The organism is Shewanella sp. A32 (assembly GCF_029167175.1).
Taxonomy (GTDB): domain Bacteria; phylum Pseudomonadota; class Gammaproteobacteria; order Enterobacterales; family Shewanellaceae; genus Shewanella; species Shewanella yunxiaonensis.
Genome location: NZ_JARFTS010000026.1, coordinates 25,438 through 45,673 on the forward strand (window position 1 = coordinate 25,438; position 20,236 = coordinate 45,673).

The 20,236-nt window shown below is 46.4% G+C and carries 16 protein-coding genes and 1 tRNA gene; 7 read left to right on the forward strand and 10 right to left on the reverse strand.

Translation table 11 applies throughout. The features are described from left to right. Positions 1-104 precede the first annotated feature (104 nt). On the forward strand, positions 105-2,840 hold the full coding sequence (locus PY479_RS15280; protein WP_275484266.1) for a phage/plasmid primase, P4 family: 2,736 nt from the start codon (positions 105-107) through the stop codon (positions 2,838-2,840). A 48-nt stretch (positions 2,841-2,888) separates the two neighbouring features. Here PY479_RS15280 and PY479_RS15285 read toward each other — a convergent pair whose 3' ends face one another. From PY479_RS15285 to astE, 8 genes are all read right to left on the reverse strand, one after another. After that, on the reverse strand, positions 2,889-4,664 hold the full coding sequence (locus PY479_RS15285; RefSeq protein WP_275484267.1) for a DUF6538 domain-containing protein: 1,776 nt from the start codon (positions 4,662-4,664) through the stop codon (positions 2,889-2,891). A gap of 131 nt (positions 4,665-4,795) precedes the next feature. Further along, positions 4,796-4,883, reverse strand: a tRNA-Ser gene (locus PY479_RS15290). A gap of 166 nt (positions 4,884-5,049) precedes the next feature. Continuing rightward, on the reverse strand, positions 5,050-7,044 hold the full coding sequence (locus tag PY479_RS15295; RefSeq protein WP_275484268.1) for a methyl-accepting chemotaxis protein: 1,995 nt from the start codon (positions 7,042-7,044) through the stop codon (positions 5,050-5,052). A 125-nt stretch (positions 7,045-7,169) separates the two neighbouring features. Beyond that, the gene (gene nadA / locus PY479_RS15300) at positions 7,170-8,237 is read right to left on the reverse strand and encodes a quinolinate synthase NadA (RefSeq protein ID WP_212593451.1); all 1,068 of its coding nucleotides are present in this window, start codon (positions 8,235-8,237) and stop codon (positions 7,170-7,172) included. A gap of 144 nt (positions 8,238-8,381) precedes the next feature. Beyond that, a complete protein-coding gene (locus tag PY479_RS15305; RefSeq protein ID WP_275484269.1) occupies positions 8,382-9,923 on the reverse strand; it encodes a dihydrolipoyllysine-residue acetyltransferase in 1,542 nt (513 codons plus the stop codon). A gap of 9 nt (positions 9,924-9,932) precedes the next feature. Continuing rightward, entirely contained in the window at positions 9,933-10,910 is a 978-nt protein-coding gene (locus PY479_RS15310; protein WP_275484270.1) for an alpha-ketoacid dehydrogenase subunit beta, read from the reverse strand. Between the two features lie 2 nt (positions 10,911-10,912). Further along, a complete protein-coding gene (locus PY479_RS15315) occupies positions 10,913-12,091 on the reverse strand; it encodes a thiamine pyrophosphate-dependent dehydrogenase E1 component subunit alpha (RefSeq protein WP_275484271.1) in 1,179 nt (392 codons plus the stop codon). A 154-nt stretch (positions 12,092-12,245) separates the two neighbouring features. Beyond that, positions 12,246-13,274 carry a succinylglutamate desuccinylase gene (gene astE, locus PY479_RS15320; protein WP_275484272.1) on the reverse strand — a complete coding sequence of 343 codons (1,029 nt, stop codon included), beginning with the start codon at positions 13,272-13,274 and terminating at the stop codon, positions 12,246-12,248. A 151-nt stretch (positions 13,275-13,425) separates the two neighbouring features. On the opposite strand from astE, the gene msrA reads away from it, so the two are divergent. Continuing rightward, positions 13,426-13,905 carry a peptide-methionine (S)-S-oxide reductase MsrA gene (gene msrA, locus PY479_RS15325; RefSeq protein ID WP_212593456.1) on the forward strand — a complete coding sequence of 160 codons (480 nt, stop codon included), beginning with the start codon at positions 13,426-13,428 and terminating at the stop codon, positions 13,903-13,905. 87 nt (positions 13,906-13,992) lie between these two features. On the opposite strand, the gene pgm is transcribed toward msrA, so the two are convergent. After that, positions 13,993-15,645 (reverse strand): phosphoglucomutase (alpha-D-glucose-1,6-bisphosphate-dependent), encoded by a 1,653-nt coding sequence (gene pgm, locus PY479_RS15330; protein ID WP_275484273.1) that lies wholly within the window; start codon positions 15,643-15,645, stop codon positions 13,993-13,995. Positions 15,646-15,681: 36 nt separating this feature from the next. Continuing rightward, positions 15,682-16,236 carry a replication initiation negative regulator SeqA gene (gene seqA / locus PY479_RS15335; RefSeq protein WP_275484274.1) on the reverse strand — a complete coding sequence of 185 codons (555 nt, stop codon included), beginning with the start codon at positions 16,234-16,236 and terminating at the stop codon, positions 15,682-15,684. Positions 16,237-16,528: 292 nt separating this feature from the next. Here seqA and PY479_RS15340 point away from each other — a divergent pair, with 292 nt between their 5' ends. The 5 genes from PY479_RS15340 (at position 16,529) to efp (ending at position 20,232) form a co-directional block, all read left to right on the forward strand. After that, entirely contained in the window at positions 16,529-17,311 is a 783-nt protein-coding gene (locus tag PY479_RS15340; RefSeq protein ID WP_275484275.1) for an alpha/beta fold hydrolase, read from the forward strand. A gap of 227 nt (positions 17,312-17,538) precedes the next feature. Beyond that, entirely contained in the window at positions 17,539-17,817 is a 279-nt protein-coding gene (ybfE, locus tag PY479_RS15345) for a LexA regulated protein (protein WP_212593460.1), read from the forward strand. A 56-nt stretch (positions 17,818-17,873) separates the two neighbouring features. After that, positions 17,874-18,401 (forward strand): flavodoxin FldA, encoded by a 528-nt coding sequence (fldA, locus tag PY479_RS15350; RefSeq protein ID WP_212593461.1) that lies wholly within the window; start codon positions 17,874-17,876, stop codon positions 18,399-18,401. Positions 18,402-18,461: 60 nt separating this feature from the next. After that, a complete protein-coding gene (gene earP, locus PY479_RS15355; RefSeq protein ID WP_275484276.1) occupies positions 18,462-19,622 on the forward strand; it encodes an elongation factor P maturation arginine rhamnosyltransferase EarP in 1,161 nt (386 codons plus the stop codon). 46 nt (positions 19,623-19,668) lie between these two features. Next, the gene (efp, locus tag PY479_RS15360; protein ID WP_212593463.1) at positions 19,669-20,232 is read left to right on the forward strand and encodes an elongation factor P; all 564 of its coding nucleotides are present in this window, start codon (positions 19,669-19,671) and stop codon (positions 20,230-20,232) included. The last annotated feature ends 4 nt before the right edge of the window (positions 20,233-20,236 follow it).

Here is a 20,236-nt window from a genome sequence, read left to right on the forward strand (position 1 = left end):
GGATGTCATCGAGGAGAGCCCTTTGGCGGGCGAAACGGTTCAAAACAGACTAAATACCTAACACTTTTATTTTAGTCCGAGCCGAACAAGAGGAGATGTCGAAAATGACATCATTTTATTTCAACAACCCAACTTTAGACGAAATCGGATTCGAAGGCGTAAAAGCCAAGTTTGATTTACCAGAAGTAATAGCTTCACTTCTTGATAATTCAATCAAACCCACCCAAAGCGACTATTGCCAGCTTGAGGACGATGAGTGTCCTTTCTGCGGACATCAGGGCTGCTTTAAGATTTTTCACGGTGATCCAGACGATCAACACTATCACTGCTTTTCATGTGGAGAGAGTGGCGATATTTTTAACTTCCTTGTTGCCAAGGATTTAGCAAAAAATGGATATGATGCAGCCAACAAACTGCTCAACGGTGAGATTGAAGGAGCGTCTATCGTTACTACACCTCGCCCCAAGAAAGCTAAGCCTGAACCAATCATGCTGACACCAGAGCAATATCAGCGAAGACAAGCTTTGCTGAAGGCAGTTGAGGAATATTACTTTGGTCAGATGATTGATGGTGACGCTTTTCCGTTTGAACAACTGATGACAAATCGTCAGCTCAGTCAGTCAACGCTGTTGGATCACTATGTAGGTTACTCTCGGAGAGAGTTATGGCGTTATCTCGTCGCTCAGGGCTTTGAACTACAAGAGCTTTATGAATCAGGCCTTGTTATAGAGGAGATAATGGGTCCTCGGGACTATTTTCCAAAGAACGTTTACATCTTCCCTCACTATGATGAGTCGGGGGATATTTGCCGGTTTACCTTCAAATACCCGGAAAAGAGAGAGGGAAGAAATCCGTTTCAACTACCTAAACGATTTTGGCTGAACGACATTCAATTCTATGGTCAGGATTCAATGACCAGAAAAGGAGCAGTAGCACTTGTTGAAGGTGAACACGACCTACTGGCGTTATACGAGCATGGATGGCAGGGACCGATCTTAGCCACCAATGGCTCTATCGGGCAAAGCCAATTAGATTGGATAGCTGAGCACCTGCATAACCGTGATGTTGTCACCTTTTTTGATAGCGATCCCGCTGGAAAAGGGTACCGTGAGAAGTTGCAGAAACTTGGTTTGCCATCGCTGATTCAGGTGACTATTCCTGAAGGTCAAGGAAAAGATATCGATGACTATCTCCGGACAGAGAATCATCTGTCTTTGATCGAGTTAGTCAAGCAACACGGCATTGATTGCTCCAGCGTGGAGGAAATGGCCGAGAGTGAAGCGTCGGAAATCGATGAATCCGAGAATGTTAAAGTGGAAACTGCTTCATCTACCCCCGCTGTTCGTGAGCCAGCCCCCCCTTCTGCTCTGCCATCTATCTGGCAAGGCTTTGATGAAGACACATTAAACGATGTGGGCAATGCTGACCGTCTGGAAGACTTAACCAGAGGTACTCTTAAATTTGTTCCAGAATTAGGTGGTTATTACGGTTTCATTGGGAACAAATGGCAATCGACCCAAGGGAGTGAGCAAATTGCCTGTCGAAAAGTGGGTGAAAATATCATATCCCAGGCACAAGAGTTAATGAATGACGCTTTATCCAAGAAAGATGGTGCCAAGATGAAGCAGGCAGAGAAGTTACAAACATTCGGACGTAATTCACTGAACCGTAAAAAGATCGCAGATATGTTGGAGTTGTTTAAGTCCGGGAATAGTCTTTCAGCCAATGTGTTTGATGCAGACCCAATGTTGCTTGGTGTTGGGAATGGCGTCCTTGACCTTGAGAATGGCACATTGATCCCTTCACACAAAGACCTGTATATCAGCCGCTTTAGCGATGTTAGCTTCGATGCTACTGCGACCTGCCCACGTTGGTTACAGTTTATTCAAGAGATCACCTGTGGTGATAAAGCTTATGGCGAATTTCTACAACGAATTGTGGGCTATATCCTCACAGGCCGTACCGACGAGCAGGTGTTCTTCTTCCTACATGGTCATGGGTGCAACGGCAAAAGCTCCTTCATGAACGTTATTCAGCGGTTAATGGGAAATTATTACAACCAGATTAACAGTGATGTGTTGCTTCAGAGTAAAGGAAATAGTAGCGGCCCTAACCCTTCACTGGCAAAACTTCCTGGCAGCCGCTTGGTGGTTGCCAACGAACTTCCTGAAGGCTCTCGGATGGACGAAAACTTAGTTAAGTCGATTACGGGTGATGATGTGATTGTTGCTCGACAACTTTACGCCAAAGCAGAGCACGAATTCCGTCCGAAACTTAAGCTGTTTATAGTTGGCAATCATAAGCCAGTGATCAGAGATAGCAGCCCCGGGATGTGGCGTCGTATGGTCTTATTGCCATTCAATGCTAGTTTCACTAAAGAACAGCTAGATCCTCGATTAATGGACAAGCTGTATGCAGAACTTCCAGGCATTCTTAACTGGGCGTTAGCAGGTGTTGGTAACTGGTTAAATCAAGGTATTAAGTCCTCAATGCCTGCCAACATTAGAACCTCAATCAATGAATATCGTCATGAATCTGATCAGATGGCGATGTTCATTGAGGAATGCACTTGTAGCGGTGAATATGTTTACATTGATGAACTGTACGATGCTTTCAGTAATTGGGCTCAACGCGGAGGTGATTGGCAAATGAAGAGAACTATCATGACCAAACGCCTTGAGGAAAAGGGATATGCCAAAATCCGCAAACACAATAAGGCTTCATTCGCAGGGCTCCGCCTGAAAACGCCTTATGAAAATCTTCCGGACGATGAAGCTAACGGATCAGATGTATTCATTAGCGACAAAGACCATGAAGCAGCAACAAAATACCAAGTCTGAATTATCCTTTAGTGCATGAGAAAGAGGCCATTTCGGCCTCTTTTATTTTTATGGATGCCACTTGGGGATATTAATCACTGGCATTTTATTGATCGCTGCGTGCAACTCTTGGTATGAGCCATAAGTTCGCCCGACATTGCCCGCATTTGAGTGACCAGTAATGGCATTTTGCACGTCTTCTCTCATATCCGTTTTACGGGCTTCAGTGATGAAGCGATGGCGGAACGCATGTAGTGGTTCAAGCTCTTCGAAATGGGGGATGTTGCAGCTTTCAAACTGGGCTTTGAGGTATTTAGCCAACGCGGCATGATACTTCCCTTTGCTACCACTCTTAAGTAACGGGAAAAGTCTTCCGTCTGCTGGAACAGTCTTCAGGTATTCGAAGAAACCTAACTCGATAATTGATTGAGGGATCGGTACCTTGCGTGATTTATCGCGTTTTACCGATTGATCTGCTCTAGCTGCTCTAATATGGAAATACCATTCGTCCTGTTTCTCAGCATCCCGCTCAATATCGGCTACATATAACTGGGCTATCTCCTCAGCCCTAGCACCTGTGTACACAAGGATAACCGGCAACCAATAAGGAGCCTCACCATAGCGAGCTTTGATTTTGGCTGGTATTTCACAAAAAAGTGGCAATGCGAAGATAGCTGCGACATCCGTATTGGTGTAACCAGGCTCACGCATTGGTGCTTTCGGAGTGATATCGATAGACACACCGTGACAAGGATTATTCGAGATAAGATCTAACTTGACGGCCAGTTGAAAATAGCCCGATAGCAGCTTGATTTCTTTGTTTGCAGTTCGAAGTGATACCCGAGCTAGGTTTTCTGCATTAGCAATCTCAATCTGCTTTTTCATAGGCAAACTTCTGACGTGCATTTTCGGCTGGCTTGGGCATTGCGTGATTAACCCAAGCAGTGTTCGCATATCGAGTTTGCTAATTTCTCCAATGGGCCTGTTACCGAAATATTCAGATGCTCGACTGCAGGCTTTGTTTCGCTCAGCTATCCATTTACTGAGGCGATCCCCTAACTCGATCTTCTTTTGCAAGTGTACCCACTCAATTAACTGTGACAACGTAGAGTTCTTGGATATTTGGACATCTGAAGAAGCGTTAGCTTGGGAAGAAACGTCGGCATCGAGGACTGTAAATCCCATAGAAGTGAGCGATTGTTGAATCGTTGAAGTTGATTGAATTGACGTTTCGAGATTGCCAAACCGAACAGCTTCTCGCCTGAGTAGACCTTGTTTATCAACGGCGGAATTGCATAACTTAATGGCTTCTCTGGCAATCCTTTCTGCGAGGTAAAGACGTGGCTTATGCGTTGATAGTTGGCAGGATGAAAGTGCCAACGCTTCATCAACGAACGCTTCCATGTGTCTCAGAAACCTCTGTTCAACGACTGTCTGATTATCACCTGATGCATTAGTGAGTTCCAGGAGCGGGTCACTGAACCATTCAGGGACAGATTCAAGCCCTGCATCAGTTTCAAGCGTATACCGAGATAATATATCTGGCTCAGCGATACGCTGACGTTCTTTGATAAGCCATCGACTAACAATGACATCAAGATCCGCATAATTTATCGCTGATTCTCGTTCAGAATGCTCTTTGCGAAGTCGAGCCTCAGTTAATATCCCGTAGAGTTCACTAGAGACCGCTGGAGCCCTTGCTTTAGCTTCTTGATAGTCTTTGGTATAGAGACTTCGCTTTAGCTCTTTTTTTCCAACAAACGGCACGAGTTCAGAGGGAATTCCCAACCGAAGTTTCCAAACGCCAGTCTTAGGATCTTTGTATGGTTGAATCATAAAAGCCATCGCTTTGTACCACCCTTTTGTACCACCCCAAGGTGCCAAAGGTTGGTGAGCCATTGGATTAAGCTACTATAATTCCGTAGGTTTTTGATAGGTAATAAAAAACCCGACCATGAGATCGGGTTCATAAAATATGGCGGTGAAGGAGGGAGTCGAACCCTCGATACGTTTCCGTATACACACTTTCCAGGCGTGCTCCTTCGGCCACTCGGACACCTCACCACAGGATGTTTTATAGATGTTCACCCAACATCGCATTGGCATATAGTCAAGGCTGACTAGCTTGCCAACGGAGCGGTACTTTACGCAAAAGCATTTCGAGGGTCAAGCGAAAATCTAAAGCATAGTGTTATCTGGGCAATTGCTGAGCAAGTAGCTGATTTTAATCTTATGACACCTTAAATCTGCTGACTTCTTTACTCATTTTTTCGGCTTCATCAACCAGCATAACGTTAAGTTCTCGAAACTCTTCAGCGATCTGTTGCGTATTCCGATAGATATCACTGATTTTCATTGCATTACGATTCACTTCTTCGGCTACCACTGATTGTTGATGGGTCGCAGCAGCAATTTGCTCATTCATACTTTCAATCAAATCGACATGGGTTACGATCTTATGTAACTCCCTCCCCGCCTGTTGCGCTTCGAGCACACTATCGCTAGCCATTGTCTGACCTTTAGAAATTGCATTAAGTGCGTTAACCGCACCAACTTTGAGGCGTTCAATCATTCCGCGAATATCTTCGGTTGAAGATTGGGAACGCTGAGCGAGATTTCTGACTTCATCGGCAACTACCGCAAAGCCACGCCCCATATCCCCGGCTCTGGCCGCTTCAATTGCTGCATTAAGTGCCAACAAGTTAGTTTGTTCCGCAATGCCGTTAATGACCTCCAGCACACTTACAATACCATGGATATCACCATCTAGCTGCCTGAAAGCCGAGGCGGCGTCTTCAATTTCTTCCGCTAAATCTGACATCGCTTTGGCGGTTTTGAGTACTTCCTCATTACCCTTTTTAGCTTCTTGTGAAGCATTGCGGCTGGCGTCTGATACCTGTACGGCATTGTTGGCAATCTCTTGAACGGTAGAACTCATCTGCGTCATAGCAGACGCGACTTGTTCAGTTTCACTGGAGCCGGCGGCGACATCTCCATTAATCTGCGTAGAATGCTCGTCAAGTTTATCCACTACATGTCGTAGTGTTTTACTACTTGCCCGCACATTCGTAATAATTCGTTCGAAATCTGACATCATTTCGTTAAATGCGACAGCTACGGTGCCTAATTCATCGGTGCTTTTAAGATGGATACGCAACCTAAGATCAAAATCTTTTCTTGCCGTTGTCATTCCTTGATGGATTTTGCTCAGTCCTGAGCTAATTGCTTTTTGTATTGAAAAGGAAATGAATCCTGCGGTAATGACACCGGAGATAATCACGATAGCCAATATCCAACTTTCATTGAGTAATTTTTGATGTAATGCTTCTGTATTGCTGATCATCTTGTCCGATAGCATTTTTTCAAAATTACGCATGAGTTCGATACGTTTTGTCGAAGCGGTAAACCATGCTTCGGGCGATTGTGTACTGATTTCCTGCTTATTCTGGCTAAGGGCTATTGCTCGGAATTTATCTACTTCAGCGATAGCCGGTTGTTGTAGCAACGTTTGATAATCTGCCAAGGTGGAACTGTCTGTAAGTGCCATAAAACGCTTTTGGAAACTATTCTGTTCTGCAACTAACGTGACAAATCGGGTAAAAGCATTTTCTTTAAACCCCGGTTGACCAAAAGTAGAACTGAGGATTGCCCGCTCAATACCCGCGCGCTCTTTCATTTGCAGGTATGCGGAGAATGCGGCCGCATCCACTGCGATTTTTTTATCACTTCCCGCTTTCACCGTGTCATCAACGATAGAAAGCAGTAGTGCATTTAGCTGTGTGTAATAGGCAACTTCATCGGCGACACTGATGGTGAGGAAGGATACGTCACGGCGAATACTGGATAATTTATCCAATTGTGAGGTCGCTTTGCGAAGTTCATCAACAAAACTTGGTGGCAGACTGTGCTCTCTGACGAATGTACGAAAAACACTCAATTGGTTATCAGTCAGTTTTTGTTGCGAAGGTAAAGTATCTGAGAACGCCTGACCTTTTGCGCCAATAAACCCAGCGCTCATGCCGCGTTCTTTTTGCAGCTCATGAACCAGATCGCTGTTCACTTTGGCCAGTTTGCTGAGTGCAATCACATCGCTTGCACTCGCTGCCTGAGACAAAAACTGATAAACCAAGACGCAACCGAATATGGTCGCAAATAAAAACGAAGGAATAATGACGAGAAGAAATTTCAGTCGAAGCGGAAGGTTGCCAATCCATTGCCAATACATAAATGTTCCTCTGGGCTTTTTATACTGTCACAGTGACATTAAATTCAGTATAGCCAGCTTTAGCTTTATACAAGTTCATTTGTAAAAATACCCGGATTATCCGGGTATTATGTCATTTCTTAATTTCAGGCATTACCCTTAACTTGCAACTTTAGTTGGGTCGCAAATTCGAGCATACGCGTCAGTGGTATTAATGCTTTTTCCCGTAACGTTTCATCAACGTAAATTTGGTGTTGTGCAGGTTGTATATTTTCTAGCGCGTTTGCAATTGCCTTAAGACCGTTCATCGCCATCCACGGGCAATGTGCGCAACTGCGGCAAGTGGCCCCTTGGCCGCCGGTGGGCGCCTCAATCAGCAGTTTTCCAGGCACTGCCTGCTGCATTTTGTAAAATATGCCCTTGTCGGTAGCTACGATGAAAGTTGAATTTGGCAGGGACTGTGAGGCTTTGATTAATTGACTGGTTGAGCCAACTGCGTCAGCCAGTTCGACCACACTGGCCGGAGACTCTGGATGAACCAGAATAGCGGCGTCAGGATATTGTATTTTCAGTTCCCGCAACGCTTTAGCCTTAAATTCATCGTGCACCACACACTCACCTTGCCACAATAGCATGTCAGCGCCGGTCTGCTTTTGAATGTAGCTACCAAGATGGCGATCCGGTCCCCAGATGATCTTTTTACCCAGGCTATCCAGATGTTCAACGACTTCCAGCGCAATGCTTGATGTCACCACCCAATCTGCCCGAGCTTTTACCGCAGCAGAGGTGTTCGCATAAACGACTACCGTGTGTTCAGGATGAGCATCGCAAAAGGCACTGAAATCATTGACCGGACACCCCACATCTAATGAGCACGTGGCGTCTAGTGTCGGCATCAACACAGTCTTCTCCGGGCTGAGGATCTTTGCCGTCTCCCCCATGAATTTGACCCCGGCCACAATCAAGGTTTTGGCCTGATGTTCTTTGCCAAAGCGCGCCATTTCCAACGAGTCAGCAACGCAACCACCGGTTTCTTCCGCCAGCGCCTGAATTTCAGGGTCGGTGTAATAATGGGCAACCAACACTGCATCTTTTTGCTTTAATAACTGTTTGATATGTGCGCGAAAACTCGACTTTTCTGCGTCAGTCAAGGCCACAGGCTTAGGAGGAAATGGATATTGATATGAAACGGTATTTACGGCTGACCTTTGCATAACAGACAACTGGACGACAAATCGTTTGGTAAGTATACGGAAAATGACAGCATTTCGTAACTATTTTGTGACATTACGCGGGATATCCAGACCAAAGTTGTCACTATACACCAGTAAAAAGCCCCTAAAAGGGGCTTTAATCGCTTACTTCATCGCTAACAACATTTCCTGAGGTTGCTCAAGATACTGCTTCCATAAATTACAGAAGCGCGCAATAGTCCCACCATCGATTACACGGTGATCGCCAGACCAACTCACCTGCATAATCTTGCGGGCTTCGACCTCGCTTTTAGCATTAAAACGCGGCAGGATCTGCAACTTACCGAGCGCAACAATAGCCACCTCTGGCTTGTTGATTAGCGGCGTTGCGACGGTACCGCCAAGCGCACCGATATTAGAAATTGAGATGGTGCCATCTTTCAGATCTGCCGGCGCGACTCGACCACTTCTGGCAGCATCTGTGAGTCGGGTAATTTCGGCAGCGATTTCTAATATGGATTTAGCCTGCACATCCTTAACATTCGGCACCAATAAGCCCACTTTAGAATCCACCGCCATCCCAATATTGTGGCGCGTAAGATACGTGAGCTCCGTGCAATCCGCATTTACCCGACTGTTGACTACCGGGAATTGCGTCAATGCCAACGACAAGGCTTTCATAAAAAATGGCATCATGGTCAGTTTCAGCGTATCAGAAGCGTATTTCTGCTTTAGCTGCTCTCTTAACGCAACTAAATCGGTGATATCCAGTTCTTCACAATACGTAAAATGGGGAATAGTCGATACTGAGTCCATCATCTGTCGTGCCATCACCGCCTGTACGCCTTTGATTGGCACAACCTTATCCGCTACTGATGTTGACACGGTAACCGGCGTCACGACCGGGGCAGGCTCAATAACCGCTGACGGGCTCGATACTGAAGCATTTTTTACATAGCGTTCAATATCTTCTTTATATACTCGACCATGCTTACCGCTGCCGGGGACATCGGCGATATTTACATCAAGACTGCGAGCCAAGCGGCGGACTGCTGGGCTGGCCAGCGCTTTGCCCTGTTCTACTGGCGTCGTGACCACATTGCTCGCCTCGTTGGCGGTAGACGCTGCCTCAACAACCGTTTCTGCAACAGCACCTTCCGCATCAGTTTCAATAGCAAACAACGGGGCGTGTACCTTAGCCACTTGCCCTTTGTCATAATAAAGTTTTACGACTTTCCCTGACTTGATTGCCGGGATCTGGACCAGCGCTTTATCGGTCATCACATCGCAGATCGGTTGATCTTCTTCAATCAGATCCCCTTCTGCGACTAACCAATCCACCAGTTCACATTCGACGATTCCTTCACCAATATCAGGTAACAGAAAATCTTCTACGAGCTTACCGCGACTTGCGGGCATGGCTTTTGGTTCTGAGGGTTTTGTCGCCACTGCCTCAGTAAAACCTCCTTCATCCATCGTTACCGCATACAACGGTGAATGTACTTTGGCGACTTCGCCCTTAGCGTAATAAAGCTTAGCGATGACACCAGAAAATGGCGCAGGGATCTGCACCAAAGCCTTATCGGTCATGACTTCGCAAACCGGCTGATCTTCTTCGACCCGCTCGCCTTCGGCTACGAGCCATTCCATCAGTTCACACTCAACGACACCTTCGCCGATATCTGGCAGAATAAAATCCTTAATCATGCGCGACTCCTAGAAATTCACCGAGGCTTTGATAGCTTCAAAGGTTTTTAGCGCATCCGGCATATATTCCTTCTCATGGATCAATGGGTATGGCGTATCCAGACCACAGACACGGGCGATTGGGGATTCCAGATACAAGAAACATTCCTGTTGGATAGTGGCCGCAATTTCACCAGCGAATCCGCCGGTCAGTGGCGCTTCATGGTTTACGAGCAGTCGACCGGTCTTCCGTACCGATAATGCCACGGTTTCTACATCCCAGGGAGCTAAGGTGCGTAAATCAATCACTTCGCAATCAATACCTTCTTCTGCGGCCATGTCCGCTGCCTTTTCGATAGCGTCCATCTGGGCACCCCATGCCAGCAAGGTAATATCCTTACCTTCGCGAACAACTTCCGCCTGACCTAGTGGTAGTTCATAGGCATCTTCTGGCACATCATTTACTGACGCCCGATACAATCGTTTTGGTTCAAAAAACACTACGGGATTAGGATCGTGAATGGCCGATAACAATAAGCCTTTAGCCTGATAAGCATTGCGAGGCACCACCACTTTAAGACCGGCAACCTGCGTAAAATACGCTTCTGGCGATTGTGAATGGTAATGACCACCGGCAATACCGCCACCATACGGGGTACGAAATGTCAGTCCGGCCACGTTGAATTGGTTACCACTGCGATAGCGAAACTTGGCGGATTCATTCACGATCTGGTCAAATGCTGGGAAAATGTAATCAGCAAATTGGATTTCGGCTACTGGTGTCATGCCATTAGATGCCAGACCGTTGGCAAAACCGGCGATCCCCTGTTCGGTTAAAGGCGTATCGAAACAGCGATCTTTGCCAAATTTATCCTGCAACCCTGATGTAGCACGGAATACGCCACCAAAATGACCAACGTCTTCACCAAACACCAGCATCTTGTCATCGGCTGTCATTGCCAGCATCAGCGCGTTATTAATGGCTTGCAACATATTCATTTTAGCCATGCTTATAACCTCCCAGAGGTCTTGGGATAAGCTTTGGGATATTTGGCAACATGTGCTTTCAATTCTGCCAGTTGTTTTTTGAGGTTTGTGGTTGGCACGTCGTAAACATCCTCAATCATCTCATCGAGCTTGGGTGATGGTACTTTTTCTGCCACTTTCAGCGCATCTAGCACTTCCTGTCTGTAACGGCTGTGAAGTTCTGTATCATCCTCTTCGGTGAGCCAGCCTTTGTTGATCAGCCACAATTTGAAACGTTTAACCGGATCGTGCTGCTGCCAACGTGCTTCTTCATCTTTAGAACGATAGCCTGACGGATCATCTGAAGAAGAGTGCGCCCCAAGGCGGTATGTCATAGCTTCGATTAATACCGGTTCACTATGTTCTATCGCCCAAGCTCGGGCTTGCTGGGTGGCAGACAAAACCGCCAACATATCATTGCCATCAACCCGAATGGTATGCATGCCATAACCCAAACCGCGACTGGCAATACCATTGCCGGCATATTGCTCTTCGGTAGGGGTAGAAATGGCGTAACCATTGTTTCGACAGAAAAAGATTACCGGCACTTTATGGACAGAAGCCATATTCAAACCGGCGTGGAAATCGCCCTCTGATGCTGCACCCTCACCAAAATAACAGATGGCAACATTGCGTTTTCCCTGCATTTTTAACGAGTAACCGACACCGGATGCCTGGGGGATCTGCGTTGCTAATGGGGATGAAATGGTCTGAAAATGCAGTTGATTACTGCCGTAATGGATCGGCATTTGCCGACCTTTGCCCAGATCTTTTTCATTGCTGAACATCTGGTGCATAAACTGCTCAGTGGTGAACCCACGGTAACGTAATGCTGCATGTTCTCGGTATTGGGCCAGGATGATGTCTTCAGGATCGAGTGCTGCCGCACTGCCAATGACAGCAGCTTCTTCACCAGTACAAGTCATATAAAAACTGATACGTCCCTGACGCTGTGCAGCCAACATGCGTTCATCCAGCGTTCTGATAAATACACAGGCATCAAAAATTTTCCGCGACAGCGCTTCATCAATCTGGGGAAGCACGGCGTTTTCGAAGGTGGTGCCATCTGCTTGCAGTAGTTTCAGGATCGGAATAGTTAGTGAGTCCCGTTCGAGAAATGTTGCACGATGGACAACCTGTTGGGTAAACGTTGCGTTGCTCATGATGTGCTCTTTTATTTTGATTAGGCGGGCTTACTCCCGCCATTGATTTCTATGCTCGTCCAGCACACTAGGGTAACTTTAAGCGGCTGGCAATCTCTGTGATCTGGCTATCATCAACTTTGATTATTATGACGCGTATATCTAGCTTTACATATTACGCAAGCGTGATGGCATCATCGGCGATAACGCACAACGCGGCACGTTGGCCGATCGGTACCTGTGCATTAGGAAAGACTATCGCTTCGCCGGCATATTCTGCCGTTATTGGTTGATTGTTTTCGTAAGCTAACACCTCACCTTTGGCAAACTGAGTAAAATTTGGCAGATCGTTACTGAAGGCAAACGTAAAATCCGCAAAATGCTTGTTTAAAGAACGGCAAACGCGATATAGCACCAGGTTCTCAGGTTGATAGGTCAATGCCGGAAACTCACTCTCAGAAATCACCCGAATCAACATCTCACGGGTGGCGGCGAGCTGAGACAAATCGTTCTGCCCAAAAGGCATCACTTTACCCAGTTCGACCGTAAAGGCTTCAGCCTGATATTTCACAGATGAGGCATAACTGAAGGTGGTTGTGGCTTCATGATGCATTAAAAAAGCATCAACTCCGGCAGCATTTAAAAATGCGAGCTGCTGCTTTAAATGGGGTTTTTCGTGGCGAAACGGACAAATGGCAAATCGTTGATGGTGTGAACGACGAATCGCCGTATGCAGATCATAATGAAATCTTGAACGCCCACCAGACTGAAAGAAGCGTTGGACATAGGATTCTAACTTTGCGGCGCGTTGTCTTTCTTCATTAGTGGCAACACTTGGATTTGCATATTCGCCGTTAAACAACCGATTCAGGTTTTCGGTAACAAAACGCGTCCCCTCAATCATGGCGGGTGGATTGCCGAAAATAAACATCAGCCGTTGTTGCAGCACTATCTTCTGCTGGAGAATATCGTGAATTAATTGGTTACAGAGTTCAATCGGAGCGGTTTCATTTCCATGAATGCCACTTGAGAGCACGATATCTTCAGTCGGCACCGTTTGCAGCGGCGTAAACACCAATACCCCCGTATCCCAAAGTTCTACTCGGGTATGATCAGCTATAGCAGCTTGTTCCTCGGCCATAAATGCAGGGTTAGCAAGGGTCAGTTCCAGAAAATTCGCCTGTTGCAGAAGTTGCTGCAGCACGGTTTACTCCTTATTTAATGAAGCCTTACGTACTGATAGTAACACAGCGACTAATCGCGAGTCGTGATGGCTTATTCTTAAAAGGCTATTGCAAGCTATTGCGTCATAGTAGATAATTTTTAGCCATCTAGACATCTAATAGAGTGTTATAATGGCGATTGCAACTTTTGGCGCTGGCTGCTTCTGGGGCGTCGAATATTTTTTCCGGCAAGTGCCCGGTGTACTCAATGCCACCAGTGGCTACATGGGCGGTGGTGATAAAGCAGTCACCTATGAGCAAGTGAAAAAAGGGACTACCGGTCATGCAGAGGTAGTTCAGGTCGAATATGACGCATCACAAGTCAGTTACGATGAGTTATTGCAGGTCTTCTGGAAAAACCACAACCCTACCAGCCTCAATAAGCAAGGTGCGGATATGGGGACACAGTATCGCAGTGTGGTGTTTTTCCATGATAAAGAACAGAAACAACTGGCAGAAGCCTCCAAATTGGCGCTGATGCGCAGTGGCAAATGGGGCATGCGTCAGATTGTCACCGAAATTGTGCCAGCACAAACCTTCCATAAAGCGGAAGACTATCATCAGGACTACATTCGCAAAAATGACCTGCCCAGTTGCCATATTGAATATTGATTATAAGATCAAATATTAATTGATATCCGGACATAAAAACGCACTCTAATGAGTGCGTTTTATGTTGCGATGGTTGAGCAGCAAGCATTAACCTTTTAACGCCTCTTTTATGATTTGTTGTGCTTCTGCCATTAAGCGATCAAGATGTTGTTCACTGACAAAACTTTCGGCATAAATTTTAAATAATGCTTCAGTGCCGGACGGTCTGGCCGCAAACCAACCATTGGCAGTCGTCACCTTAATACCGCCAATAGCCGCATTATTGCCAGGAGCATGGGTCAGTACCGCGGCTATTTTATCGCCAGCGATAGTGTCTGCGCCCAGTGTATCTGCGTTCAAACTGCCAAACCGAGCTTTTTGTTTGGCATTAATCGGACTGTCAATGCGCCGGTAATAACAGCGACCGAATTCTGCCACTAACTCTTCATAGCGCTCGGCGGGCGTTTTGCCGGTAACCGCTATGATCTCCGCAGCAAGCAACCCTAATATAATGCCGTCTTTGTCGGTACACCACGTAGTGCCATCGCGTTTGAGGAAGGCTGCACCAGCACTCTCTTCACCGCCAAAGGCGAAACTGGCATCTGCCAACCCATCAACGAACCATTTAAAGCCCACGGGAACTTCACATAACTGTCGTTGGTGTGACGCTACGATTTTGTCAATGAGCGCGCTGGATACCAGTGTCTTGCCTATCTTCAATGCTTCAGACCACTGCGGACGATGACTCAGAAGATAGTCGATGGCCACCGCTAGGTAATGGTTGGGATTCATCAAACCACTGCGCGGGCACACAATACCATGGCGGTCGTAGTCCGGATCATTACCAATACACACATCAAATTCATCCTGATGTTTCAGCAACCCAGCCATCGCGTAGGGTGACGAACAATCCATACGGATTTTGCCGTCCTTGTCCAGCGGCATAAAGCCGAACGTCGGATCGACCTTATCGTTTACCAGGGTAATCTTTAAGCCGTAAGTCTTAGCGATATTTTCCCAATAAAAGATACCGGAACCACCTAAAGGATCAACACCGATATTCACCCCAGCTTTGGCGATGGCCTCCATATCAATTACTTCTTCCAACGCGGAAACATAAGGCGTGATCAGATCCTGTTGTTTGACCAACCCAATGGCGACTGCCGTGCCATAGTTAAGCTTTTTCACCCCTTCCAACTGGCACTTGAGATATTCATTCGCGCGTGACTCAATCCAACTGGTGACGGAACCTTCGGCCGGTCCGCCATGTGGCGGATTGTATTTAATGCCACCATCTTGGGGCGGATTGTGCGAAGGAGTGATGATGATACCATCACTCAGGGTCGGATCATCTTTGGCTTTGCCGAGATTTGCTGCCACGATTGCCTGGGAGACAACCGGCGTTGGCGTAAAACTTTCGTTTTGTTGCACTACCACTTGCACATCATTGGCCAGCAATACTTCCAGTGCTGAAATATAAGCGGCCTGCGATAGCGCATGCGTATCCATCCCCAAGAATAACGTGCCATGAATCTGTTGCTGCTGTCGATAATCAACCACTGCTTGGGTAATGGCCCAGATATGATTCTGGTTGAAACTGCTGGCAAACGCCGAGCCTCTGTGGCCAGACGTACCGAAACTCACGCGTTGAGCTGGATTTTCAACATCAGGTATAAGCCGATAATAAAAACTCATCAGCTTGGGAATATTGACCAGATCATGCTGTTGTGCCGGTTTGCCCGCGCGTTCATGAATAGCCACGTTGCTCTCCTTGTCCGATTATCTTTGCTGCTAACTTTAAGCCTGGGGTAACGCTTCATCGGCAATGGTTTTAGCGCGAATAGCTCCACAACCGAGTTTTTGCAGTGCTTCGAGTAAAATCGCGTGCTTCTTGCCAGTGTTATTATTCGTGGTTACCCAATAACCACTATTGCCAATCTCTTTGGGATTGGCAGACTGACTGGCTGCCAGTAAAGCTTCTTTTGATGTCGCAAAATACAGACGGTCGCGCCCCTGTACCTGCAGTACCTTTTCAAACTGTTGCGGCATTTGCTGATAGAGTGCTTCAAGTACAAACAGAAACCGCCCAACGGCACCTTTCTGCGCTTCCAACATACTCGATGCGTAGAGCTGTTCAAAATTGATGACTTCATTAACAGGTGGCAAATTATTGGGAATATATGACGATTCCATGCCTGGATGACTCACGGCTACTGGAGGGACCTCAGTCTCGAGACTCAGCGCATCCAATCCCAACAACCGTCGTAAGATATCTGATGCACTTTCACCGATACGTTCTGTTTTCCCGGCAATAAAGCGATAGAGTTCTTCGTCAACTTCAATGTATTTCATGCCTTTATTCCTGTGACTTATTAAAGATCGTGGCATTTAAGGCCACGATCCACAGCGATCGTATGGTTCAAAAGTATGCCACAATCCCGATTTTGTAACACAGCAAATCGACGAAAAAACGCTGAAATACACATAGTTTTTATAGGGTAAGAATTTTCTGTTTGAAAAGCAGACAACTGTTGTTGTAAAAGTCATCAGCACTTGTATTGATGTGAGCTTTGCCGCAAAATTTTTGCTCCAAGATTAGCTTATTTCGGCAGGTTTTATTGAGTTCGCCGAAATCGGAGAAATAATGTTTTTTACAGAAAGTGGTAGCGGTGTTCCGGTAATTCTTATTCACGGTTTATTTGGTGATGGTGACAACCTCAAAGCGTTAGGACACGATCTGGAATCCAATTACCGGGTGCTCCGCGTAGACTGCCCCAATCATGGCCGCAGTGAACATCTGCCTGATATGAGTTATCCGGCTGTCGCCAAGATGCTGATCGCATTACTTGATCAACTTCAGATTGAAAAGGCACACATAGTGGGCCATTCGATGGGCGGCAAGATTGCAATGGCTACGGCGCTATTGTTTCCAGAGAAGGTTTTATCCGTAGTCGCTGCAGATATCGCCCCTGTGGGCTATTCCAATCGACATGATACCGTGTTTGCCGCGATGAAAAGTTTGCCGCTTGATGCCAATGATCGCCGAGTAGCGCTGCAACATTTATTAGATCACGGTGTTGATGAAGCCACTGCGCAATTTTTGCTGAAAAGTCTGCGGCGCAATGAAAGTGGCTTTGAATGGAAACTGAATTTATCAGGACTTATTGATAACTACCCGTATATCATCGGCTGGTTTAACGATACAGCAAGTAAAGACTACCTTACCTTTGGCGGCCCGATCCTGTTTTTGCACAGTGCTGACCCAACATATGTTAACGCCAACTACCGGGAAGCGATTGTTAAACAGTTCCCACGCGCTGAATCGAAAGCCATAGAAGGCACCGGACATTGGTTACATGCGCAGAAGCCGACGATATTCAACCGCCTGGTGCATGAGTTCCTTGATAAGCATGTTTCGGGACAGTAAAGCAAACGTCCTTATATAGCGACTGCGGGACCAATGTGCTATAGTCGCGCCTCTTTTATGCCCGATAGCGCATTCCTGTGATCTTAATGGAACCTCTGGCGACATTCATGGTCATTTCGGGTGACGAGATGCACATTTCGGTACCGGGCGACGGAATACAGGTTTTAGCAATAACTTCCAGCAAGTGGGTACGCGGACAGCGACGTCCGGTGAAAAGAACAATATAAATGGCAAAAGAATCATCTGACAGAACGACCATCGACCTTTTTGCCAGCGAGAAGCGTCGGGGCCGTCCGAGAAGTAATCCTCTTCCCAGAGAACAGCAATTACGGGTAAATAAACGTAATCAGGTGAAACGGGATAAGGAAAAAGGATTAAAACGAATTGAGTTAAAGGTGTCACAAGATTTATATGACGCCTTGAACGAAAAGGCTTCGGCCAGTAACATCAGCCGCAGTCAACTGATCGAACAAGTTTTGCAGCAAAGCATTGAAGATATTTGCTAACGGTACTCGGTCGGGATTGTATAACAAAATTAGATAGTTGAATTAAAGGAAAGACGATGGCAACTGTAGGTCTTTTTTTCGGAAGCGACACCGGTAACACCGAAGCTGTAGCCAAAATGATCCAGAAAAAACTGGGTGAAAAAATGGTTGAGGTGAAAGACATCGCCAAAAGTACCAAAGACGATATCGCCGCTTATGATCTGCTGATCCTCGGCATTCCCACCTGGTATTACGGTGAATCACAGTGTGACTGGGACGATTTTTTCCCAGAGTTGGAAAAAATCGATTTCACTGACAAACTGGTTGCGATCTTTGGTTGTGGCGATCAGGAAGACTACGCAGAATATTTTCTGGATGCCATGGGCACTTTGCGTGACATTATTGAACCCCGTGGCGCGATTATCATCGGCAACTGGCCCACTGAAGGTTATGAATTTGAAGCCTCGAAAGCATTAGTGGACGATAAACACTTTGTTGGCCTGGGTATTGATGAAGATCGTCAGCCAGAATTGACCGAAGAACGTGTAGATACTTGGGTTAAGCAGATTTACGACGAAATGTGTCTGGCCGAGTTAGAAGACTGATTCATCCCCTATTTCGAGAAAGGCGGCGACAATGCCGCCTTTTTTATAGGTAAATTACACATGCAATCCATTCAACGTCATTGGGATATCTTTTGTACCGTCGTCGATAACTATGGCGATATCGGTGTCACCTGGCGTCTGGCAAGACAACTGGCACACGAGTACAACTTGGATATCAATCTGTGGGTTGATGACCTGTTGAGCTTTGCCCATATTTTACCGGAACTCGATCCAACGGCACTGACTCAACAATTTTACGGGGTCACCGTCATTCATTGGACGCAACCATTACAGCAGCATTGGACTGCTGGCGCTGTGCTTATTGAGGCGTTTGCGTGTAAATTGCCTGATGAAATACAGCAACTATTGCCGCAACTGCCCTCGCCGCCAGTCTGGTTTAATCTCGAATATCTCAGTGCTGAATCCTGGATTGATGACTGTCACGGCCTTGGTTCGTCAGCGCTTCCCGGCGTAAAAAAGATTTTCTACTTTCCTGGCTTCACCGCGAAATCAGGTGGTTTGATTTGCGAGCAAGGGCTGTTTGATAAACGTGAACATTGGCAGCGACAGCCACAAACCAAGTTATCTTTGTGGCAATCTTATGGGCTCACCAACATCAACGCCGATGACATGGTGATCAGTCTATTTTGCTACGAAAACGCCGCACTGAATCATTTATTAGCACTATGGAGTGATAGCCCCGCCAAGCTACATCTGCTGGTTCCTCGTGGTAAGGGCTTGGCAACAGTAAAAACATGGCTTAGCACTCAAAGTGATGTAACGACATCGGAGCCCCGTAGTTATTTGGTCAAAAATCTTCATATTCATGAATTGCCCATGACAGATCAGCAGGGATATGACCAACTGCTTTGGAGTTGCGACTTCAATATCGTCCGTGGAGAAGATTCGTTTCTGCGAGCACAGTGGGCGGCGAAACCGTTTATCTGGCACATATATCCGCAGGAAGAAGATACCCATTTGATAAAATTGGATGCTTTTATGCGTCGTTATTGCCATAATCTCGCTCCAGCCGTGGCAGAAGATTGGCAACAGCTCAATCTCGCGTTTAATCAACAAGATGGCCCGGCAGTTTGCCGATACTGGCAAAAATTGGGTCTTGTCAATGGGGTGCTGTCGCAACATGCAAAACAATGGCCCGTTGACGCAATAAATGACGCAGATCTTGCAAACAGGCTAGTGAAAATGGCTAAAAACCGCTAAGATGCTGCGCTGAACTGAAAAACCGTGAAATATAGGAATCTACGTAATGAAAACTGCTCAGGAAATCCGCGCAGGTAACGTGATCATGGTTGATGGCAACCCTATGGTTGTACTGAAGACCGAATACAACAAATCTGGCCGTAACTCGGCAGTTTGTAAAATGAAACTGAAGAACCTGCTGTTAGGTTCAGGTACTGAAACTGTATTCAAAGCGGATGACAAACTGGATGATATCCAGTTAGAACGTCTGGAATGTACCTATTCCTACTTTGCCGACCCAATGTATGTTTTCATGGATGCTGAGTACAACCAGTACGACGTAGAAGCTGAGAACATGGGCGATGCTATCAACTTTATCGTCGACGGTATGGAAGAAGTTTGTCAGGTAACTTTCTATAACGGTAAAGCTATCTCTGTTGAACTGCCTACCACTATCGTACGTGAAGTTGGTTACACTGAACCTTCTGCCCGTGGTGATACTACTGGTAAAGTAATGAAGCCAGCCAAACTGATCGGTACCGACATGGAGATCATGGTTGCAGACTTCGTTAAAGAAGGCGACAAAATCGAAATCGATACCCGTACCGGCGAATTCAAGAAGCGCGTGTAATCGG